The sequence below is a fragment of the Solibacillus sp. FSL R7-0682 genome, assembly GCF_038005985.1.
GTDB lineage: Bacteria > Bacillota > Bacilli > Bacillales_A > Planococcaceae > Solibacillus.
The window spans coordinates 293,530-315,988 of record NZ_JBBOUI010000001.1 but is presented as its reverse complement, the minus strand read 5'-3'; the positions used below and the strand labels follow the sequence as shown (position 1 = coordinate 315,988).

General features: G+C 36.8%; 23 protein-coding genes and 8 tRNA genes. 3 read left to right on the top strand and 28 right to left on the bottom strand.

Features of this window, described 5'->3' with window-relative positions; genetic code table 11:
* Positions 1 to 161: 161 nt before the first annotated feature.
* From MKZ17_RS01655 to acpS, 20 genes are all read right to left on the bottom strand, one after another.
* A tRNA-Gly gene (locus tag MKZ17_RS01655) sits at positions 162 to 235 on the bottom strand.
* Between the two features lie 20 nt (positions 236 to 255).
* Positions 256 to 332, bottom strand: a tRNA-Arg gene (locus MKZ17_RS01650).
* A 13-nt stretch (positions 333 to 345) separates the two neighbouring features.
* Positions 346 to 431 (bottom strand) — tRNA-Leu (locus MKZ17_RS01645).
* A gap of 53 nt (positions 432 to 484) precedes the next feature.
* Positions 485 to 560, bottom strand: a tRNA-Lys gene (locus MKZ17_RS01640).
* Positions 561 to 565: 5 nt separating this feature from the next.
* A tRNA-Gln gene (locus MKZ17_RS01635) sits at positions 566 to 640 on the bottom strand.
* 4 nt (positions 641 to 644) lie between these two features.
* A tRNA-Asp gene (locus tag MKZ17_RS01630) sits at positions 645 to 720 on the bottom strand.
* A gap of 32 nt (positions 721 to 752) precedes the next feature.
* A tRNA-Glu gene (locus MKZ17_RS01625) sits at positions 753 to 827 on the bottom strand.
* A 2-nt stretch (positions 828 to 829) separates the two neighbouring features.
* Positions 830 to 904 (bottom strand) — tRNA-Asn (locus MKZ17_RS01620).
* Positions 905 to 1,052: 148 nt separating this feature from the next.
* A complete protein-coding gene (locus MKZ17_RS01615) occupies positions 1,053 to 1,523 on the bottom strand; it encodes a SprT family protein (protein ID WP_340722081.1) in 471 nt (156 codons plus the stop codon).
* Between the two features lie 93 nt (positions 1,524 to 1,616).
* Positions 1,617 to 3,788 (bottom strand): Tex family protein, encoded by a 2,172-nt coding sequence (locus MKZ17_RS01610; RefSeq protein WP_340722080.1) that lies wholly within the window; start codon positions 3,786 to 3,788, stop codon positions 1,617 to 1,619.
* A 123-nt stretch (positions 3,789 to 3,911) separates the two neighbouring features.
* Complete coding sequence (sigB, locus tag MKZ17_RS01605; protein ID WP_340722079.1) at positions 3,912 to 4,697, bottom strand: RNA polymerase sigma factor SigB; 786 nt, start codon at positions 4,695 to 4,697, stop codon at positions 3,912 to 3,914.
* Entirely contained in the window at positions 4,675 to 5,145 is a 471-nt protein-coding gene (gene rsbW / locus MKZ17_RS01600) for an anti-sigma B factor RsbW (protein ID WP_340722078.1), read from the bottom strand. Before rsbW ends, sigB begins: the two co-directional genes overlap by 23 nt.
* A complete protein-coding gene (locus MKZ17_RS01595) occupies positions 5,145 to 5,477 on the bottom strand; it encodes an STAS domain-containing protein (RefSeq protein WP_340722077.1) in 333 nt (110 codons plus the stop codon). The genes rsbW and MKZ17_RS01595 overlap by 1 nt, the downstream gene beginning before the upstream one ends.
* 70 nt (positions 5,478 to 5,547) lie before the next feature.
* On the bottom strand, positions 5,548 to 6,543 hold the full coding sequence (locus MKZ17_RS01590) for a PP2C family protein-serine/threonine phosphatase (RefSeq protein WP_340722076.1): 996 nt from the start codon (positions 6,541 to 6,543) through the stop codon (positions 5,548 to 5,550).
* A 15-nt stretch (positions 6,544 to 6,558) separates the two neighbouring features.
* Entirely contained in the window at positions 6,559 to 6,957 is a 399-nt protein-coding gene (locus MKZ17_RS01585) for an anti-sigma regulatory factor (protein WP_340722075.1), read from the bottom strand.
* A gap of 324 nt (positions 6,958 to 7,281) precedes the next feature.
* The gene (locus tag MKZ17_RS01580; RefSeq protein WP_340722074.1) at positions 7,282 to 7,632 is read right to left on the bottom strand and encodes a type II toxin-antitoxin system PemK/MazF family toxin; all 351 of its coding nucleotides are present in this window, start codon (positions 7,630 to 7,632) and stop codon (positions 7,282 to 7,284) included.
* Between the two features lie 4 nt (positions 7,633 to 7,636).
* Entirely contained in the window at positions 7,637 to 7,924 is a 288-nt protein-coding gene (locus MKZ17_RS01575; RefSeq protein ID WP_340722073.1) for a transcriptional regulator, read from the bottom strand.
* 172 nt (positions 7,925 to 8,096) lie between these two features.
* Positions 8,097 to 9,218 (bottom strand): alanine racemase, encoded by a 1,122-nt coding sequence (gene alr / locus MKZ17_RS01570; RefSeq protein ID WP_340722072.1) that lies wholly within the window; start codon positions 9,216 to 9,218, stop codon positions 8,097 to 8,099.
* 46 nt (positions 9,219 to 9,264) lie between these two features.
* Positions 9,265 to 10,263, bottom strand: coding sequence for a LolA family protein (locus tag MKZ17_RS01565; protein ID WP_340722071.1), 999 nt, complete (start codon positions 10,261 to 10,263; stop codon positions 9,265 to 9,267).
* 70 nt (positions 10,264 to 10,333) lie between these two features.
* Positions 10,334 to 10,687, bottom strand: a complete 354-nt coding sequence (gene acpS, locus MKZ17_RS01560; protein WP_340722070.1) for a holo-ACP synthase — start codon at positions 10,685 to 10,687, stop codon at positions 10,334 to 10,336.
* A 95-nt stretch (positions 10,688 to 10,782) separates the two neighbouring features.
* On the opposite strand from acpS, the gene MKZ17_RS01555 reads away from it, so the two are divergent.
* On the top strand, positions 10,783 to 11,406 hold the full coding sequence (locus tag MKZ17_RS01555; RefSeq protein WP_340722069.1) for a rhomboid family intramembrane serine protease: 624 nt from the start codon (positions 10,783 to 10,785) through the stop codon (positions 11,404 to 11,406).
* 64 nt (positions 11,407 to 11,470) lie between these two features.
* Here the strand turns inward: MKZ17_RS01555 and MKZ17_RS01550 are convergent, their stop codons facing one another.
* The 7 genes from MKZ17_RS01550 to MKZ17_RS01520 form a co-directional block, all read right to left on the bottom strand.
* Positions 11,471 to 12,955 (bottom strand): PH domain-containing protein, encoded by a 1,485-nt coding sequence (locus MKZ17_RS01550; RefSeq protein ID WP_340722068.1) that lies wholly within the window; start codon positions 12,953 to 12,955, stop codon positions 11,471 to 11,473.
* Entirely contained in the window at positions 12,948 to 13,427 is a 480-nt protein-coding gene (locus MKZ17_RS01545; RefSeq protein ID WP_340722067.1) for a PH domain-containing protein, read from the bottom strand. Before MKZ17_RS01545 ends, MKZ17_RS01550 begins: the two co-directional genes overlap by 8 nt.
* Before the next feature lie 130 nt (positions 13,428 to 13,557).
* Positions 13,558 to 15,099: a DEAD/DEAH box helicase gene (locus MKZ17_RS01540; protein ID WP_340722066.1), complete on the bottom strand. Its 1,542-nt coding sequence runs from the start codon at positions 15,097 to 15,099 to the stop codon at positions 13,558 to 13,560.
* Between the two features lie 358 nt (positions 15,100 to 15,457).
* The gene (locus MKZ17_RS01535) at positions 15,458 to 16,156 is read right to left on the bottom strand and encodes an alpha/beta hydrolase (RefSeq protein WP_340722065.1); all 699 of its coding nucleotides are present in this window, start codon (positions 16,154 to 16,156) and stop codon (positions 15,458 to 15,460) included.
* A 60-nt stretch (positions 16,157 to 16,216) separates the two neighbouring features.
* Complete coding sequence (locus MKZ17_RS01530; RefSeq protein WP_340722064.1) at positions 16,217 to 17,587, bottom strand: UDP-N-acetylmuramoyl-tripeptide--D-alanyl-D-alanine ligase; 1,371 nt, start codon at positions 17,585 to 17,587, stop codon at positions 16,217 to 16,219.
* Between the two features lie 12 nt (positions 17,588 to 17,599).
* Positions 17,600 to 18,673 carry a D-alanine--D-alanine ligase gene (locus tag MKZ17_RS01525; protein ID WP_340722063.1) on the bottom strand — a complete coding sequence of 358 codons (1,074 nt, stop codon included), beginning with the start codon at positions 18,671 to 18,673 and terminating at the stop codon, positions 17,600 to 17,602.
* A 137-nt stretch (positions 18,674 to 18,810) separates the two neighbouring features.
* A complete protein-coding gene (locus MKZ17_RS01520) occupies positions 18,811 to 19,560 on the bottom strand; it encodes a hypothetical protein (protein ID WP_340722062.1) in 750 nt (249 codons plus the stop codon).
* Between the two features lie 215 nt (positions 19,561 to 19,775).
* Between MKZ17_RS01520 and MKZ17_RS01515 the strand changes: the two genes are divergently transcribed.
* Positions 19,776 to 20,966 (top strand): FtsW/RodA/SpoVE family cell cycle protein, encoded by a 1,191-nt coding sequence (locus MKZ17_RS01515; protein WP_340722061.1) that lies wholly within the window; start codon positions 19,776 to 19,778, stop codon positions 20,964 to 20,966.
* Between the two features lie 47 nt (positions 20,967 to 21,013).
* On the opposite strand, the gene MKZ17_RS01510 is transcribed toward MKZ17_RS01515, so the two are convergent.
* Positions 21,014 to 21,151, bottom strand: a complete 138-nt coding sequence (locus MKZ17_RS01510) for an Lmo0850 family protein (RefSeq protein WP_176141992.1) — start codon at positions 21,149 to 21,151, stop codon at positions 21,014 to 21,016.
* 487 nt (positions 21,152 to 21,638) lie between these two features.
* Here MKZ17_RS01510 and MKZ17_RS01505 point away from each other — a divergent pair, with 487 nt between their 5' ends.
* Entirely contained in the window at positions 21,639 to 22,439 is an 801-nt protein-coding gene (locus MKZ17_RS01505) for a YwqG family protein (RefSeq protein ID WP_340722060.1), read from the top strand.
* Positions 22,440 to 22,459: the final 20 nt, after the last annotated feature.

The following is a 22,459-nucleotide window of genomic DNA, read 5'->3' as shown; positions in this document are numbered from 1 at the left end:
TCAACAATTAAGTTGAAATCATTTTTGCTTCATTTAAGAAGCTTGTTATCATTAACGTTGCTTGTTCAGTTTTCAAGGTTCATGTTGTTGTCGTGTTAGCGACTCTTAAAATATTACTACGTTAAGTCCGTTATGTCAACAACTTTTTTAAAATATTTTTTTGGAGCGGGTGATGAGAATCGAACTCACGACATCAGCTTGGAAGGCTGAGGTTTTACCATTAAACTACACCCGCATTATACTATTTTTAAATTGTGGCGCGCCCGACAGGAGTCGAACCCATAACCTTCTGATCCGTAGTCAGACGCTCTATCCAATTGAGCTACGGGCGCAAGGTATGTTACTTGGTGCGGCCGAGAGGACTTGAACCTCCACGGGGTTGCCCCCACTAGGCCCTCAACCTAGCGCGTCTGCCATTCCGCCACGACCGCTTCATCCGACTTTTCTCATTATACACCTTTGAGAAGAATTGTCAATATGAAACTGGTGAGCCATGAAGGACTCGAACCTTCGACCCTCTGATTAAAAGTCAGATGCTCTACCAACTGAGCTAATGGCTCGAAAATGGCTGGGGTACTAGGATTCGAACCTAGGCATGACGGAATCAAAATCCGTTGCCTTACCGCTTGGCTATACCCCAAAAATGGCGGTCCCGACCGGGATCGAACCGGCGATCTCCTGCGTGACAGGCAGGCATGTTAACCGCTACACCACGGGACCAAAGTAAACATTATTTTATTAAAAGGATTAAGTGGTGACCCGTACGGGATTCGAACCCGTGTTACCGCCGTGAAAGGGCGGTGTCTTAACCACTTGACCAACGGGCCAATGGCTCCGAAGGTAGGACTCGAACCTACGACCAACCGGTTAACAGCCGGTTGCTCTACCACTGAGCTACTTCGGAATAACATTCATTTCATCGTCAACATCTTGTCGACTTTTATTATTATAGCCACCTAATATAGGTTCGTCAACACTTTTTTATAACTTTTTTATAAAAAGTAGGATTTCCATCAAAATAATACAATGTTGCACTATTGTCCAAGTACTATTTATACTTTTCCATTATGTTTAAACGTAATTTTACCTCCACAGATACTACAGCAGTATTTTTTTTCATCCATCCGTCTTTTTCTCCTATATTCTTGCCCACAATCGATACATTGATAAACATAAATTATTTTTTTTATTTCATTTTTGATCGGTTGATCGATTCGCGCACAAAATCTAGGAGCGCCGACTTGTTTCAATAACTTTCTAAAATCAGCATCACGGTGTTTATACCCCATCCCTAATAAGTGTAGATGATAATGACAAAGCTCATGCAAAATAATGCCGCGCAATTCTTCAATACCAAAATGTTCATACAATGTTTTATTTAATTGTATATCGTGATTGTTTAGCATATAACGACCACCAGTTGTTTTTAAACGATTGTTAAAATATGCTTTATGTTGAAATGGTCGATTAAAATATTGCATTGAGAGTTCTTCTACTAATTTTTGCACTTGCTCATCTGTCATATTCATCCCACCTTTACTTAAAAACTTTCTAGTTATGTAAAAAACACATGGGCTAAGCCATGTGCTTTTTATTATAGAGGAAACCTATTTTCTTTACACGCTTTCTTGTTGCGAAGGGGGTAACATAGTTAAAGAAATACGACCTTTATTTACTTCCACCTTTTCCACCCATACTGTTACAATATCCCCTAAAGAAATCACATCAAGCGGATGCTTTACGCGACCTTTTTGTAATTTTGAAATATGCACAAGACCATCTTGCTTTACACCTATATCAACAAAGGCACCGAAGTCAACTACGTTTCGTACAGTTCCCTGCAACTCCATCCCGACTTGTAAATCTTCCATTTGTAATACATCTGTTTTTAGGAGAGGCTGTGGAAACGCATCTCGCGGGTCCCGTGAAGGCTTCATTAATGTTTCTACGATATCCTTTAATGTTACTTCTCCAACCTCTAGACTTTTACTTAAGTCTGACAAACTTAATTGGCTAATCGCCTGTTCAGCTTTTACTGTACCTACGTCTTTTTTCGTAACATGAGCAAATTCTAAAATTGCTTCTGCTAGCTTATAGCTTTCTGGGTGAATCCCTGTTGCATCTAATGGATTTTTCGCTTCGGGAATACGTAAAAATCCAATTGACTGTTCATATGTTTTTGCACCTAAGCGAGGAATTTTCTTTAATTGTGAACGTGAAGTAAATTGACCATTTTCACTACGCATTGCAACGATATTATCTGCTACAGTTTTTGATAACCCAGAAACATATTGTAATAATGACGCGGATGCTGTATTCACATTTACACCAACTTGGTTAACTGCTGTTTCAACAATGAATGTCAAAGATTCTGCTAGTTGTTTCTGTGATACATCATGTTGATATTGCCCTACACCAACTGCTTTTGGTTCTATCTTCACTAATTCCGATAGCGGGTCTTGTAATCGACGTGCAATAGAAACCGCACTTCGTTGTTCAACTTGTAAATCCGGAAATTCCGAACGAGCTGTTTCTGATGCAGAATATACAGATGCGCCTGCTTCATTCACAATAACATATGCGATTTGTTGATCAACTTCCTTTAAAAGCTCGGCGATAAACTGTTCTGTCTCACGAGAAGCTGTACCATTTCCAATCGCAATAATACTAATTGGATATTTTTTCAACAATCCTTTTACTGTTGCTTTTGCCTTTGATGTGTCTGATGTTGTATGCGGATAAATGACACCAACTTCAAGCATTTTCCCTAGCTCATCAACTACTGCCAATTTACAGCCTGTACGATATGCTGGATCCACTCCTAGTACGACTTTTCCGCGCATTGGTGGCTGTAATAATAAATTACGTAGATTTTCTGAAAAAATGTGAATCGCTTGAGTTTCAGCTTTTGCTGTTAATTCCGAACGAAGCTCATTTTCAATCGATGGCTTAATTAAGCGTTTATAGCTATCTACTATTGAAACCTTCACTTCTTCGACAGATGGTCCTACAAAATTTCTTGGAATAAAGTGATTTTCCATTAGAACTGTCGCTTTTTCCAATGGTACATCAATTGCTACCCGTAAAATATCTTCTTTTTCTCCACGGTTTACTGCCAATATACGGTGCGGTGCCATTCGATGTACCGGCTCCTCATATTCGTAATACATTTCAAACACTTGCTTTGCATCTTTTTCAGCATTTTTCACGATTGTTACAAGTTTTCCTTCTCGCCAAGAAAGTGTGCGTAGCTTTTCACGAACTGCTGCATCATCCGCAAAACGTTCGGCGATAATATCTCTTGCGCCTATCAAAGCTTCTTCAATAGTAGAAACACCTTTTTCATCATCTAAAAATGGCGTTGCTAATGATTTGATTGCTTCCTTAGTAAATTGCATAATCTGATTTGCTAACGGTTCTAACCCTCGTTCCTTTGCGATTGTGGCTTTTGTACGCCGTTTTTGCTTATATGGGCGATATAAATCTTCTAGTCGTTGCAATACTGTTGCTGCCTGGATTGCTACTGTTAGGTCTTCTGTTAGTTTCCCTTGCTCTTCAATTAAACGCAGCACTTCTTCTTTTCTTGTTTCAAGCTGCTGTATGTAATGATAGCGGTCTTCTACAGCCTTAATTTGCACTTCATCAAGTGAGCCTGTTGCTTCTTTTCGATAACGTGCAATAAATGGTACAGTATTACCCTCTTCTAAAAGTTGAATAACTGCTTCTGCTTGCTTCGGTTGTACATTCGCATCTTTTGCAATCATTTGTAGCATTTTCTTTTGTTCCATTGTGCCACTCCTTTTATTAAACTTCCTTTAGTTTACCATTTTCTATTTTGAGATTCTTTTCAAATTGTATACTTTTAAAAGACAAAAAAAGAGTCTACTTAATTTAGCAGACTCAAAAAACATTTAGAGAGATACGCCCCCGCTTGATATAATCGCTTCCTGTAATTTTTTAATTGCTTTTCGTTGAATTCGAGAAACATGCATTTGTGATATGCCGAGTCGTTCACCCGCTTCCTTCTGACTTAATTGTTCTAGATAAGTAAGATGTATAATTTGGCGCTCACGTTCATTTAATACATCCATCGCATCTGCAACAATTAGGCGACGATTCGTTACCTCATAACCATCATCTTCTCTTCCGACAACATCTAATAATGTCACAGTACTACCATCTGAATCAGACTCAATCGAATGGTCCATCGATAATGCTTGATAACTACGCCCCATCTCCATTGCTTCTAATACTTCTTCATCTTTAACTTCAAGATGACTAGCAATCTCATCAATTGAAGGAGAACGTTGTAATTCTGTCGTTAAAAATTCAACAGCAGCCTTAATTCTTGGACCTAATTCTTTTATACGTCTTGGAACATGGACATCCCAAGTTTTATCCCTTAAAAAACGCTTAATCTCACCAACAATTGTTGGAACAGCAAACGCCTCAAAGCTTCTCCCAAAAGAAGGGTCAAATCGACGAATCGCACCTAATAATCCAAGCATTCCTACTTGTACAATATCATCATAATAAGACTTACCATGAGAGTATTTCCGAGCAATAGACTCAACTAAATATTGATAGTGTAACACTAAATTAGTTTGTGCCTCTTCGCTTTCATGCTCTTGATACTCTGCGATCCAGTTTAACACTTCTTCTTTTGATGAATTTTTAGGTAGTGATTCTTTCGACATTCCCTTTCACCTGCTCTCTCGAGACATACTTTGTCATGAAAACAGTGACACCGCCCTCATTATTTAATTTCACTTCATCCATTAATGTTTCCATTAAATAAATGCCAAGTCCACCTTCCCGTAAAAGTGCCACGTTCTCGTCTTCATGGTATGGACCAATTTTGGATTTAACTTCTTCAAAATTAAAGCTTACGCCATAATCCGCTACCATTATTTCAATCTTATCTTTAAACAAAGCGCATCCAATGACCACTTCGCCATCATCATTTCCTTTATAAGCATGATGCACAACATTTGTAACTGCTTCACTCGTTGCAATTTTTAAATCTTCAATCTCATCATAAGTAAAGCCGAGTCGTACTGCTAACCCTGAAATTGTTAAACGAATTACACTTACATATTGTGGCTTTGCGGGCACTCGAATTTCAATGTAATCAAATGCTTTCATTATTTCAACTCCAACTCCTCATCGGTCTCGATACTCATTAACTCACTTAATCCTGTAATCTCAAAAAGTCTCACTAAACGATTCGATAGCCCAACTAACTTGAATGGCGCATTTTCACGTGTCACCTTCTTATAAAAGGCTACAAAAACACCTAAACCTGTACTGTCCATATAATTTACTTTCGATAAATCTAGTTCGATCAATCGTCCTGCTACAATCTGAACTGCGTCTAACTCTTCACGCAAAATTGGCGCAGTGAATGTATCGATTTCACCTTCAATATAGCCACGCAATACATTTTCGTCTTCTCTAAATTGAACATTTACATTCATTTAAGACACCTCCATCTATAAATAACTATTAATCCCCTAATATGCGGATTTTTAAACCTATTTTTAAAAATTATTTTTTAAAAACAACAACCGTAAAATCATCCTCTAAATCAAATTCAGGAAGCGCCTTTAAATTTGTATACATTTCTTCACACATTTTTTGCGCACTCAAATAACGATAGTATAATGATAGATTTTTTATAACATCGCGCGGATCTAAATTTCCTTGCTTTCGGAAATCCGTAACCCCATCTGTAATCATTAAAATAAAATCATTTTCTTGTAGCTCAATTTCATATTGAGGATATTTAACCTCTGGCATTACGCCTAAAAGTAATCCTTTAGACTCTAAATCATAAAATCTATTTTCTCTCGCACAATAATATAACGCAGGTTCATGGCCTGCAGATCCGTATGTAAACAAACTTTTAGCAATATCATACGTTCCATAGAACATGGAAACAAACATACTGTCATCCACGCTTTTTTCAATAATTCGATTCAATACTCTCAATACATAAGACGGGTTATTATTTGGGTATTCTATCGTATCTAAACCATACTTCACCATGGACATACATAGCGCTGCAGGTACCCCTTTACCAACAACATCGGTAACCGCAACACTTACATGCTGCTCTTCGTCATGTAGAAAATGTACATAATCCCCGTTCATTTTTCGAATTGGAATAGATACCATTCCGACATCAACTTGGTCTACTTCTGGTATTGCCGTTTTTAGTAACATGTTTTGAATTTTCGTTGCGACATTCATTTCAGATCGTAATTCTTCTTGTTGCTCTAATAAACATTGATGTTCTTTAACTGTCAATCCAAAATGCACCATAATTTCAATTAAAAAGTCATATCCGTATAAAATTTCTTCCGGTGCATCGGGATAAATTTGCTCTATTGCATATTTATGAATACTTATAACTTCTTCAGGTGTAACATTTTTTTGAATTAATTGACGAATAAAATTTTGACCGATATACAAATTTTTTTCAGTTTGGTTTTCTAAATAGTCGGATAAAATTTTTTTATATTGAATTTGTAGTTCTTTCAATTCTCCCACTTCCTACTAAATCCATTTTTCAACGATAACAATTGTCCCTTGTCCAACTGTGGATTGGATATCCATGTTATCCATAAGTCTCTTGACACCTGGTAAACCTGCACCAAGTCCGCCAGAAGTCGAGAACCCATCCTCCATAACTTTTTTTAAATTATCTATCCCAGGACCTTTATCTGTTGCAGTAATACGTATACCAACTTTTCCGTCTTTATAAACTCGCTCTATCGTTACTTCACCAGCCCGTGCATACAAATAAATATTTCGAGCAAGTTCACTAATTGCCGTAGTAATTCTAGCTTGATCTACTGCCCCAAAGCCAATAGCCTTCGCCTCATTACGTCCAAGTTGGCGCGCAGCAACAATATCCCATTCCGTGATAACTTCTACGGTAGATTTAGTGTTCATTAAAGCGCCCCCAATACCATCTTCAGTTCTATATAAACGACTGACCTTTATTCGCTTTTAATTTTAGTATAATCGAGTAAAACTTATCTCGAATTCGATATTTTAAATTGTCACTAAATTATAATATAAAACATGTAAAAATCTCTACAATTTGTAAATAAAATAGTTATTCAAATTAATTTTACCTTCTCCTATACTTCCCACCATAACCTACTAAATATATATTACTATACATTATTCAATTAAATTTTCAGTTCACCTCCCTATTTTTTTCTAAATACGAAAAAACACCGAAACAATTTGTTCCGATGTTTTTTCTATGTATTAAAATTTTACAAGTCCTAAACTAATGCCAAGTGCAATATCGACCTCTTGCATCAATTTATCGTCCAACTGTGTAATCCGATCTGTTAATCGTGATTTATCAATAGTACGCAATTGTTCAAGCAAAATTACCGAATCACGCTCAAATCCATATTTTTTAGCATTGATTTCGACATGAGTTGGCAACTTTGCTTTTTGTATTTGCGCAGTAATTGCAGCAATTATGACTGTCGGACTAAAACGATTTCCAATATCATTTTGAATAATAAGAACAGGTCTTGTGCCACCTTGCTCAGACCCTATTACAGGTGAAAGGTCAGCAAAGAAAACGTCTCCACGTTTTACAATCAAATTGTCATCCCCCGCTTACGAGACGCTCCACCATATGTTCCGCTTCATATTCTGCATGCAAGCACTCACTGCAAATTGTCAGATTAATTTGCGACATTTCCACATAGCCTTTTATTAAAGCTTCCCGTATTTGATTTGGTTGCATATGCTTTATATACTCACGAGTAGCTAAATACGTAATCGCTTCGTTGCTTTCTGTATTCGCCTTAAACGTTCTTTCAAACTGTGCGATTAGTTCGCTCGGTATTTCGATAATTACTTCGTCTATTTCGTCTATTTCTTTTGCGTACAATACAAGCACCTCCACGGAACATCCCATTTCCATTTCATTTTAGCATTGAAACAGTATAATGAAAAGACACGAAAGTATAAAAACTGACAATTCTCGCGATAAAATGAGAATATTGTAGGATCACTTGTAAATTTAGCAAATATTACTACATAGAAATGAACATCATGATTAATTATTTTATATATATTCTTGGAACTCTAGAAGTAATCACACAAGGTACCTCATAATTAATTGTATCTAATTTGAAAGCCCAGTCATCCAATGTAATTTGGTCTTCATGTTGTCGACCAATTAGTGTTACTCGTTCTCCTACAGTATATGCTTTCGGAAGTAAAATCATACTCTGATCCATACAAATTCTTCCGATAATTTTTGCTCGCTCTCCACCGATTAATACATCTTGACCACTCAGCTTTCGAATCATACCGTCTGCATAGCCAATTGGAATGGTGCCGATGAAACAATCATGCTCTGCAGTAAAAGCCGCACCATATCCGACAGATTGTCCAGCTTTTAATTGTTTTACATGTATTAACTCAGTTTCTAAAGCGAACGCGGGCTTTAAAGGAAACGGTAAAATTCCCTCTACATATGATGATGGTACTAACCCATACATCGATATCCCGAAACGTACGGCATCATATTGTAAGGAAGGGTCTTTTACTAATGCGGTCGCTGTATTTGCAACATGAACTAGTCTCGGCTTTTTCGGCAATACCTCTAGAAGTTCCTTGAATATATATACTTGCTTGTCAAAGTACAATGTATCTTCTTCATCCGCTGTAGCAAAATGTGTAAAAATCCCATCCACAATAAATTGATCACTATTGGATACGATTTCGGACACAGCGAGTAATTCTTCCTTACTCGCCATACCGATACGACCCATTCCCGAATCTATTTTTAGATGTATTTTTACATTTCTCGACAGCGGTATAAGTGGCTGGGCTTGTTCTAGCCACTCAGTTGAGAAAACAGTAAGAGTAATATTTCCCTCTGAAGCGTAAGGAATAAATGAAGTGGGTGTTGCTCCTAACACTAAAATGTCAATTTCTTTAAAATGTGCTCTCATATGTACAGCTTCATCTGGAGTAGCAACAGCTAGCATTGTCGCGCCTGCCTGAATAGCTGCCTTCGCTACTTCGATATCACCATGTCCATATGCATTCGCTTTTACGACTGCAATAATTGTTACGTGTGGTTGAAGATAATGTTTTAGTGAAGTGATATTATGTTTGATTGCTTGTAAATCGATTACGGCTTTAGTAGGTCGATAGTTCGTCTGATTTCCCATATTTGATATACCCTCTTCTTTAAAGTTTAAAACCTTTTTTAAAAAATTATTTCATACTTCCTTCTTTTACACTTGCAGCAACTTCAATTAGCTCTTCTCTTGTTAAATTCGTCGATGCAACAAAGAATGACATTCCATCTTGATTCCATTGAATAGAATTTTCTGTCATCGCCCCGATTGTAAATCCTAAATCAGCAGGATCTCCCGGTGAAAACACAGGTAAAGTTACATCATCATACGTAATAGGTTGTTGCATAAATGTAAATGGCTTCTCACCATCAAATGTTAAAATAACACGTGTTGTCCCATCTTCTTGTACTTCATACTCATCAATCAGTTTCGTATGTGCCCAATTAATCATCGGATAATGAACACGGAACTCTGTGTTTTCTATATCGGCATTTGTCGCTTGTTTTTCTTCACTATCAGAAAACTTTTCTACAGCGTATTCTTCTGCTTTATGTTGGACACCTAATTTAATATCCTTGAAGGTAATAATAATTTGCTCATTTAACGACTCATCTAAAACACTAACCTTTGTTGGTAACATTGTCTTTTTATTAATTGCAATTTGTTGAACTGGCAACGCTGTTCTTTCGACATTTCTTGTTGCTAATTCAAATGTGTAACTATCATCATCCTCTGACATAACCGCCGTATTATCCGCTAATAGATCCTCTGCTAATGCACCAATTAAATATGCTTGGCTATTTTGTTTTGGCCAATCACTTTGGAACTTATGTGTTTTTCGAAGAGTTGGCGTTACAACAAATACGCCTTCTTCATTGCGGACGATCATTTGTTTCTCATCATCACCTTGTGCATTCACAGTAACCCGATAATAATCAGGTTTCGTATGCCAAACATTCACATCATACATCCGTGGCTCCATTCCAGTACGTACTTCCATTGTAGCATTTAATTCGTAGCCCTTTGCCTCATTCCACTTCTTATTCACATCTTCAATGACCTCTTCTTGCGTCGCTTTTCCGCAGGCAGCTAACAAGAAACAACAAGCAACTACCGCTAAAATTCGGAATTTCAACGTTTCACCCTTTCTCCCATCTGCTCCGATAAATCAACATATGAAAGAAATTCGACATGTATGTATTGAATCAACTTATTAATATAACTTGTGCAGCTGCTGTTGTGCGAGTATGGGTAATCGAGATAAAACCATTCACAACAACACCATCGAAATAAAGTACAGGTTTTCCGTTAGCCGCTTTTAAAATTTCAATTTGATGTAATTCACAGCCTTCACCAATCCCTGTTCCATTTGCTTTAGAATAGGCCTCCTTTGCAGCGAAGCGTCCTGCCAAAAACTCTACTTTCCGTGATTCGGAAAGGGTATCGAAAATACTTAACTCCCGTTGCGTCAAAACTCGTTGCTGAAATTTTTCTGAGCGCTTCATCATCTTTTCAATTCGCTCTAATTCTACTAAATCAAGTCCAATTCCTTTAATCAATTAGTGTCTCCTCCTTTCAATTGATCATTATTCCAATGTATAATGAAATTCATACAATATACGTTTTTTTTATACTGACTTAAACGAGGTGGAGCATGTTCATTCGTAGAGAAAATTTTAAACAATACATTACTTTATATCCTGTTGTGTCGTCAATTATTGCGATTAATCTTATTATTTTTATTTTAACATTAGTGCCTGGGTTTGGAACGAAGTTGCTTTACGCCGGCATGAGTGTAAATGGCTTAATTGCGGCAGGAGAATGGTGGCGCATCGTTACATCAATGTTTATCCACGCTGGATTCACCCATGTGCTATTTAATATGTTCTCACTCTTTTTATTTGGCCCTGAATTAGAAAAAATCGCAGGGAAAATGCGCTTTTTGACAATTTACTTTTTAGCTGGTATTTTCGGCATTGCTGCCACATACATTGCTGAAGATTTAACCTATGCAAGTGTTGGCGCGAGTGGTGCAATTTATGGTATTTTCGGTGCCTTTGCTGCACTTGTTTATTACACACGTAACTTATTCCCACAGCTAAAGCAAATCATTTTACCATTAATCGTCATTAGTATAATTATGACGTTTGTCACACCAAATATAAACATCGCTGCTCATATAGGTGGGTTAGTATCCGGTTTTATTTTAGGTTTTGTTTATTTCAATCCTAAAAATATGATGCGTTGGCGCAAAAATAATATTAAACGTGTGAAATAAAAAAGGGCTGTACAATAAGTTTAAAAACTTTTTGTACAGCCTTTTTATTGCTCCCAATACTTTATTAGCTCTCATACCACGTCAAAATCTTTTCTACTTCTTCATGCTCAATATGACGAACTATTGCCGAGGCGCCTGTCATTCCAGACATAACAACAATTTTTGCTGAGCCAATACGCTTACGCTTTTGGAAATATGATTGACTACTTTCTGTTACTTGAATTCGCTTTTTCTTCGCAAAAAATGTCACACGACTAATAAAGCGCGATACAATTGTGATTTGTTGATTTCCTATCGTATATCCTGTCGTTTTAAATTGCCATCTTCCTAATATAATGATTGGAACAATAAGCAAAAGTGATAGTAAGCCATACGGGTAGAAGAAATACGATACAGCTCCAATTGTCGGTATAAGCCATAAAAAGTCTATTCGATAGAAAAATGACTGTGCTCTTTTAGGCGGTTTAACTGCTGGCCTCATCGTGAAATCATATTCCGGAAACAGCTCAAGTAATGGCTCTAATGCTTCCTTTTTTGCAATTAGTGGAAATAAGATAATTTTTTTATCCGCTTCACCACTAAATCCACCGCCAGCACTTTCAACAGCAATAGAAGCTAAACCAAGAATTTGTTGAAATGGATTTTCAACAATTTTAATTGCCTGTACACGGTTTATCGGTATTGTAACTCGCTTTTTTTCAATCAGGCCACGCGTTATTATTAGACGATTGCTTTGCTTTGTTACTGTAAAATCATAATAATTTAAAAATGTCAGACCTACTGAAATAATCCATGTTAATAATAAAGCCATGGCAATGAGGATTGCCACTGCAATAAAACTATACTTCCACAAGAAAGCTACTTCATCAAAAATAAAATCAAAAGGAATGAACTCCGCAAATTGTGAAACGACCGCAAATACCCCAGCTAATACTACACCTACTCCGCTCGAAGTGGTTGCTAATAATATTAACTCCGGAACTTTCATTTTGTGAACTATTGTCGAAGGGTCCTCCTCAACTTCAATAGAAACTTCTTGTGTCGTTTCATCTATTTCGATTAAAGTTTCCTTTTGTTTTGCACGCTTCATTCTAAGTTCAATTTCATCCGCGGCTTCTCGTGTCACTGCCGTTAGTTCTGCTTCTGGCTTCCCATTTTTACTTCCTGCTGTTTCCACTTGTACTTGAACTAACTTAAAAATGCGGTGAAAAATACCCTCTTTGTAATTTAAATTTTGAATGCGCTCAAACGGAATATATCGCTTCTTTTTTACAAGTAAACCATATTCTACACGAAGTTCACTGTCTTCAAACCAATACGTAAAAGTAGCCCACTTAATTAGCCCATTAATCATCGTCCAAACAACGATAACAACAAGGAAAATGAGCGGTACCATTTCACCAAAAAATTTTTCGTCGCGGTAATCAAAATTCAAATTAAAACCATTGGCTAATAAAATAATTGCAATCGGAATGAGTAAATCTTTAAGCGCCTTTACAACATTAATAATTGCGGTAACTGGATGAAGTTTATACTTTTCATTAGACATCTTCTTCCGCCACCCTTGCAAGTTCCGATATTTTCGTTCTTAGCATATCTGCATCCTCTACTTCTAACATTGGAATTGTATGTACAGTTGCTGCTGAGGATATAGAGATATTGGCCAGATTGTATTTTTTTAAAATTGGACCTTGCTCTGTATCTACGTGCTGAACGCGGATCATTGGAATAAGGGTACGTTTTACAACGAATAAGCCACTTTGAATTTCGATTTCTTGCTCACGTACCTCATAGCGCCAAATTTTCCAACGAATGCTTGGGAAAAGAATCGTCGAACAAGTAATTGATAGCAATACAATGATAATCGCTACCCACAAAATCCACATTGGCCAATGATACTTCCATGTTAAAAAGCCCACTCCTCCCGTTACTAGCGCTAGCACAACTGTTTGAATGAACCCATATAAATGCCATACGGTTTGTGCTTTTTTAGGTAGTTGATATTTTGGTTGTTCTCTCAAAGACTACACCTCTTTTTTTGTATAAATTATAGTACGGTTTCATTATGTAAATTGTTTCACTTTTCTTTCATAACTGCAATATAAAAATACACACCAGCACAATGTGCTGGTGTGTATTAAACTTTTATAATTAATCTTCGCGACGTTGACGTGGACGACGATCACGGTTTCCGCCTTCGCGACGGCCTCCATCACGACGTTCACCGCCGCCACCACTTCGACGTTCACTGCTTCGACCATCACGACGACGATCTCCACCACCGCGACGATCTCCGCCTCGTGCTCCGCGTCCACGATCGTTTCCACCACGGCCACGGCCACCGCCGCCACCTTGAGAACGCTCACGACGCATTGGTAATGGTCGCTCTTCTGTTAATGTAACAGGCGTTGCATCTGGCTCTTTTGTAATTGATTTAAGGGCAGCAGCTACTAAATCTAACGCTTCGTTATTTTCTAATAACTGAGCAGCTAATTCACGGTAGTTCCCTAAATCGTTGTTTTGAACTAATTCCACTAACTGTTGCATAGCTCCTTCTTGTAAGCCTGCTAATGCTTCCTCTGATGTCGGTGGACGTAAAGGAGTCATACGTTTTTTCGTAGTTTCTTCTACAATACGTAAGTAACCCATTTCACGTGGTGTTACAAATGTTACAGCGATACCTGATTTACCAGCACGACCAGTACGACCAATACGGTGAACATAAGACTCTGGATCTTGAGGAATATCGAAGTTGTAAACGTGTGTTACACCTGAAATATCTAAACCACGAGCAGCTACGTCTGTTGCGATTAAGATGTCAATTTTATTTTCTTTGAATTGACGTAATACAGAAAGACGTTTCGCTTGAGATAAATCGCCGTGGATACCTTCCGCTAAGAAACCACGTAAACCTAATGCTTGTGATAATTCATCAACACGGCGTTTTGTACGACCGAAGATGATTGCTAATTCTGGTTTTTGAACATCTAATAAACGAGATAATGCTTCGAATTTTTCACGCTCAGTTGCTTTTACGAAGTATTGCTCAATGTTCTCCATTGTTAATTCTTTCGCTTTAATTTTAACGATTTCAGGATCTTTCATGAATGTCTCTGCAATTTTACGGATTGCTGGAGGCATTGTCGCTGAGAATAATAAAGTTTGGCGATTAGATGGAACGTTCTCTAAAATCGCATTAATATCATCGATGAAGCCCATGTTTAACATTTCATCTGCTTCGTCTAATACAAGCGTTTGTACTTCGTCTAATTTTAATGTACGACGGTTAATATGGTCTTGAATACGACCCGGTGTACCTACGATAATTTGTGGACGGTTTTTAAGCGCACGGATTTGACGACCGATTTCTTGACCACCGTAAACTGATAATAATTTTACGCGTTTGTCGTAACCTAATTTATAAAGTTCTTCTGAAACTTGGATAGCTAATTCACGAGTTGGAGCAATAACTAATGCTTGAATATTCGGGTTTTTTGGATCGATTTTTTCGATTAACGGAATACCGAATGCAGCTGTTTTACCAGTACCTGTTTGCGCTTGACCTAATACGTCACGGCCAGCCATTGCAAACGTAATTGTACCTTCTTGGATTGGTGTTGCTTCTTCAAATCCCATACGGCTAATAGAACGTAATGTAGATTCACTAATGTTTAATTCTGAAAAATTTGTCAAACTCTTCAATCTCCTTTTTCCTTTTAAGTTGACAAATGGTTACATTTTCAGATGAAATGGCGGCAAATTCGAGCCATTGTATGTGGAACGTTTCCGTTACTTAAAAAATTATATCCGCTTCTAAGCGGAATCTCTTATATGAAAGGAAAGCCCGGTCATTGCCGAGCGGTTCAATTCTACAGTTGTCATTAAAAATTAATTATATTAAAAAATAGAATAAAACCGTTATCAAAAAAAAGCACTCTTCACCATAAAGTCTGAAGAGTCTTCGCACAAAATGTATCCATTGCTTTCACTAGTCTAACACGGGTTGTGTCGGTATGCAACGATATTGCTTGAGTTGGAATAGTCTGATATTTCATTCCTTATATAAAAATTGAAACGTCTTTTCAAACCAGAGTTCGCAATCTTCACTAAAACAAATATGATGTTTTCCATATTCGGACATATAGATTTCCTTTTCAATTGATCGAATGCGGTCGAATAGAAACTGTCCAGTAGCGCTTGGTACTACTCCATCTAACAAACCTTGAACAATAAATGTTGGGCAGTTTACATTTTGGATATATGGTTCCGTTTTTCGTACCACTTTCATAAATTGAATCGTTGCACTAAGTGGTACATTTTTAAATTTAAATTTATAACGCTGAAACAATTCATTTTCTTCCAATTTTTTATGCATTGCATCTTGGGCCATGAAACGAATATCCTTTACTAGCTGTGTCGGACTCACATACTTTGCCGCAGCACTTAAAAGAACTAATTTTTTCACTTTATATCGTATAGCTAAATACATCGCAATTACACCACCCATTGAAAAACCAACAACAATAATCTCATCCACTTGTTTTGCCAATCGGCGATATGCTAATTCTGCATCCATCATCCAATGTTGTGCTTCGTAGCCTTTCATTGCCAAATCCTCTGCTTCACCATGTCCAGAAAACGTCGGAATGCTAATCGTCCAATCCGTTCGTTCCTTTATATAATCTGCGAATGGTTGAATTTCATACGGACCTCCGGAAAATCCATGTAAAAAAAGTACTCCTGTTTTCACATCATCACCTATTTCTCCTATGCTTCTTACCATTATTTCAAAAAAGGCATCAAGCCAGTATTAAACTGACTCGACACCTGTAATTATTTTCTCTAATTGCATACCGCGCGAACCTTTTACTAAAAGAATTGATTGCTCGCTTGCATTGTTTTTAATTTTTTCGATGATTGGTGCATAGTCTTGTTCTGAATATACAAGATGCTGGGCATCAAATGTTGATTGTAGCTTATTGTATAGCCACTTCATACGTGGACCGTATAAACAAACCGTTTGGATGTTTGCTGGATCAATATGCTGGGCTATTTCCTCATGGAATCGTCGCTCATCTTCCCCAAGTTCCAACATATCGCCTAGAACTAACCATTTTTCAGAGCGAATCGTCGTTTGCTCTACAAACTGAATAGCTGCATGCATTGACGTTGGCGCCGCATTATAGGCATCGTTAATAAATAACAAATCTCCTAGAGGAATTAGTTGCATCCGCATATCCGTTAAAACAACTTGCTTTAACGCTTTACGAATTTGCTCATCTGTTAAACGCAGGGCCTTACCAACTAACATTGCATTCAATGTATTTTTCACTTGGTGTTCACCTAACACCGAAATGAAGTAATCTCCCTCCATAATGCCTTCTACATGAAAGCTACTACCTTGGGCTGTTGTCACTATGTTTGAGGCGATTAAATCTTGGCCAGCTGTAAAACCAAATGACTGTGTTTTAAGTGACGGGTTTTGCGCTACTAAATATTGCAGAAGAGGCTCATCACCGTCGTAGAATAACATGCCATCCTCAGCTAATCCCTTTACGATTTCAAATTTTGCCTGTGCGATTCCTTCTCGAGAACCTAAATCTTGCATATGTGCTTCTCCGATATTTGTAATAATCGCATAATGGGGACGTGCAAGCTTTGTTAAAAATTCAATTTCCCCAAAGCCACTCATACCCATTTCAAGTACAGACACTTCAGTATCCTCATCTAATTGTAAAATCGTTATTGGTAATCCTAGTTGGTTATTAAAGTTACCAATTGTTTTTTGTACTTTAAAATACGGTGACAGTGTACCCGCCAAAATATCCTTTGATGAAGTTTTCCCGTTAGATCCTGTAATGCCAATAAACGTTGCTTTATGCTCATTACGATATGCGATAGCCATTTGCTGAAGTGCTTCTTCCGGATCGTCAATAAAGATTAATGGTAAATGTTCAGGTGGATTGGGCTCATCTTTCATCCATAATGAGGCAGCGGCACCTTTTTCAAATGCTTGCTCCACAAAACGGTGACCATTTACTGCTTCGCCACGAAACGGGACAAACAAATCCCCCTGTTGAATTGTACGTGTATCAATTGAAATACCCGTAACAATGGTATCCTGAAATTTTTGATTTTCAATGTTTAACCAAGTTGCAAGTTGTTGTAAATTCTTTTTCACTAGTTATCCCACTCAATCTCTATTGTATTGAAGCTGTTGCTTTTCTGCATGGCGTTCCATCGCTAAATTCACTAACTTTTTAATTAGTTGCGGATATGGTAACTCTGTATGCTGCCATAATAAAGGATACATACTAACAGGTGTAAATCCTGGCATTGTATTTACTTCATTAATGTAAATTTCATTTGATGAAGTAACAAAAAAGTCTGCTCTTACAAGACCTGCGCCATCGATGGCCTTAAATGCTTTTATCGCCATCTCAACAAGATCCACATAAACTTTTTGTGGTAACTCCACAGGAATAATCAATACTGTAGAGCCATCCTTATATTTTGAATCATAATCATAAAACTCTGTCATCGGCTTAATTTCACCTGCAACTGACACTTTCGGATCATCATTCCCAAGAACACCTAGCTCAATTTCACGTGCTATAATCCCTTGTTCAACAACAATTTTACGGTCATATTGTAAGGCAAATTGAACAGCCTTCTCCAATTCCTGTGCATTCGTTGCTTTACTAATTCCAACACTTGAACCTAAGTTTGCTGGTTTAATAAACATCGGATACCCAAGCTTATCTTCACATTTTTCGATAAGACTTACTTTGTCTTTTTCCCATTCGCTTCGAATGAAATAAGCGTAAGGAACCTGTGGTAAGCCTGCCATTTCAAATAATTGCTTCATTACTACTTTATCCATACCGGCAGCTGAGCCTAAAACGCTATTACCTACATACGGAATATTTAAAACTTCTAAAAAACCTTGAACTGTACCATCTTCACCGTTTGTTCCGTGAAGTAATGGGAAAATCACATCAAATGGATTGTTCATGTGTGCTTCAATAAATTGTGTAATATTATTTTCAGTTTGCACTGTTGTTGATTCAAATTGTAATTGCTCAATTGTTGTTGCAGGTTGTGTTAATTGAGGGCCAACACGCCATTCTCCGTTTAACGTAATAAAAATCGGAAAGACGTCATATTCATTAAAATCTAAAGCTTGCGTCACTGCCTTAGCAGTCGATAGCGATACTTCATGCTCCGCAGACTTCCCTCCATACAATAAACCGATTCTTTGTTTCATTTTATTGACCTCCATTTTTTCACTATATTCAGTGTATCATGAATATCCTTAATCCAAAAATCGTACCCATGCCCTAAACCTGAATAGTTTCCTTGCTTATTGACCGAAAAACACCCACTGCTTTTGTGCTGTGAGTGTTAACTAATTTGTATTAATTCATCATAGCTTTGTTTTAATATTTCATCTAAGTCGTCCCAAACTTCATCTGGATAGTCATAGTCCGATAATGTACGCACTTCTATTCCATAATGACCGTTTGGCTTATCTAGCTTATACAGTGATAATAACGCGCCTTCCTTCACAAATGGTCTAAATAATCGTAATGTCGAAGGATCAATTATTGGCGAATTGTGTTTGTTTTTTCTCCGCCAAAAGCTTCCTGCGCCTTCTTTCTCCTTAATCATTTGATTAAATAAATTCGATACTAACGTTTCTGAATCTCCTATAAATCGGAAATATACTTTCGTCATTTTATCGGAGACAGAAGAATAGTACGCATAACGATTTTGCAATTTACTAAAAAAAGGTGTTGAAAGCGGCTCACGTTTATGACTGAAATATAATAACTCTGCCTGCTCTAACGATGTTAATGCATTGACATTTTTTTCAGACGTAAAATCAATCCAACATAAATCATGCTTTAAATCGCTTTCCTTTTTCAAAAAATCACGTGCATCCTCGCTACTAACAAAATCGAATTGGGTATGCATATTAAAAGAGCCTTCACTATAAGCGTGCTTCAAAAGTAAAATATTTTTCACAGGCTCCACTGAAGAAAGAAATTGCTTCAATGAAAGTCCGCTATAAATCACAAAGTGATCTACATCGTTCATATGTATATATAAATGATGGATATAATCCTCTGCCAATTTCATTTTTTTCGCCACGCCCTACACTCCCTTAATACGAATAATATGATTATTATATGACTTCTTGTGTATTTTTGAAACAATTTATGTGCGGTTTCGTCTCAACTTTTACTACAAGCTTACTACAGTATTTTTAGTAAGAGTATGATAAAGTAAAACATGCGAATAAATTCGCCTGTTAATATGCTTTATGCTAGTTTAATAGAAATTTTATGATAATAAGGTGAAATCGAATGGATACAAATAACTACAATTTTAACAAGCGCTTTGATTGGCCGCTTGCTATCATTTTATTCTTATTTTTAGGCGTTAGCTTATTAGCGATTGCATCCGCTCAAACATCTGGTCAATATGGCACAAATTTCGTACCATTACAAATTCGTGGATATGTCATTTTCGCTGTCATCGTTGCGTTTGTTATGTATTTTGATCCAGATCAGTATAAAAGATTAGCATGGCCACTTTATGGTTTTGGGATTTTGCTACTTATTGCACTCGTTGTAATTCCTACTACTACCGGGATTACTGTAGAACGTAACGGGGCGAAAAGTTGGTTCCAAACACCTATCGGTAATATTCAGCCTGCCGAGTTTATGAAAACCTTTTTCATATTAGCCGCTGCCTATTTAATTAGTAAGCATCACGAACGCTACCCAAATAAAACGATTAAAACGGATTTTATTTTACTAGCAAAAATCGGGGTTACACTAGTTGTTCCATTAGGCTTTATAATGCTGCAGCCCGACTTAGGTTCATCACTGGTATTTATAGCAATTACTGCTGCACTTATCATTGTTGCAGGTGTCTCTTGGAAAATTATATTACCTGTGTTCGTTGGTGTTGCCGCAATTGGTGGTTCCCTATTATGGATGGCGCTGTATATGCAGGATTTCTTAGAAAAAACTTTCGGCTTCCAGCCATATCAATTTGCACGAATTTATTCCTGGTTAGACCCATACTCATATGCAACTTCAGATGGCTACCACTTAATTACGTCACTAAACGCTATTGGGTCAGGGGAGATTTTTGGTAAAGGGTTTATGGACCGTGAAGTTTATGTTGCTGAAAATCACACCGATTTTATTTTTGCAGTCATTGGAGAAGAATGGGGTTTTATTGGGGCAAGCGCTGTTATTTGCTTATACTTTTTATTAATTTTCCATTTAACAAAAATGACGTTACTTTTAAAAGATCCTTTTTGCACATACGTTTGCGCAGGAATTATTGCAATGATTACGTTCCACGTATTTGAAAATATTGGCATGACAATTCAACTTTTACCGATTACCGGGATTCCATTACCATTCATAAGTTACGGTGGTAGTTCGTTAATGGGGAATGCACTTGCAATCGGACTCGTATTTAGTATGAAGTTCCACTACCGAACTTATATGTTCACAACGAATGATCCAGAAGATGAATAAAAAGAAAACGCCCGCTGTAAAGTTACAGTGGGCGTTTTGAATATTAGTTAATTTTGTGTTTGTGGAGTTTGTGTTGGTGGTGTTAAAACTTTTAAAAGCTCAAGACGCGATTTTGTAACTGTCGCTGTAACACCTAATTTCGATAAGTTTGTAACAATTCGCTTTAAATCAATCTCTTTCGCCATTCCCTACACCTCAAACTTTCCTTTTGTAATTATGTAAACGTGTTTAATTCAAAAAAGTTCCACAATTTTCAGATGTCAGACCTTCTACTTCTATATGTTACCACGAACCACTTTATGCATCCGTATCAATATTGTTACAAATATACGAACAATCTCTACATAATCATTTCCTATTTGCAACTAAAGTAAACTTGTTTTTTCGAATGCATAATAATTTTTTTTGAAATAAATATTGCATTGAAAAAATTATGATAAATTGATTTTTTTACCACAAAAAATCATTAAAAACACTATATTTAACACTTTATACTACACACATAGTATAAACGATTTTTCAACAAATTTTAAGTATGTTTAGCAAAAAATACAAGTGGAAATATTGTATTAACACACACCATTCACCAAAGAGTAATGATCCATCCCAAATTATTTTTACAATAACATTAATAAAATATATATGTTCAATACTTCAGAGGAGAGTAACTTAATGAATAATTTTGATAAAGTAATCTATATCCCAAAGGAGTTAACATGTTTCCACACATACTTAAAGGATTCTGCCGAACAAGTTGCTCTTTTAAAACCGATTCAATCACCTGCATTTTTACATGAAAGCAAATTTGCCGGTCTTCCATATTTAACTAATATTATGGAACATCCAAAAGATGTGCACAATCAATATATGTTATTTTTAGCACAAATCAATTTTTCGGAATTACAGTTATCCAATCCGTTCCCAAAGAGCGGAATTTTACAGTTTTATATATCCCAGCAGTGCCTTGAAAAAGTAAAACATCACTATGAACATTACCATTTTAAAGTGCAATACTTACCCCATAGGGAAAATTACAGCGATGCAATTCAAGATTTCACCTACTTAAAGGAAGTCAATCTAGAACAATTCCCAATAAAACATGAAATGAAACTTCAGGCGAAAACGCAATATGAGCCTGTATCCGCCATGGATTATCGTTTAGAGAATTATTTTAATCCTGAAATTATGAGTGCCTCCATTACTTTAGATGAACGCTCTTTCCAAGATGTATATTTAGAAAGCTATTTAGCTGCGGATCATAAAATTGGTGGCTACCCTTACTTTATAAATGAAGATTTTAGAAAGAATTCTAAATTTCTACAGCATTATGACACGTTACTTTTACAAATTGTATCAAATGATGCACATCAAATTATGTGGGGCGACAGTGGTATAATGAGCTTCTTTATTAACTCAAAAATGCTAGAGCAGCTAGACTTTTCAGATATTTACCTCCATTTAGAAGAATACTAAAACCTTACCGAAACACTTTT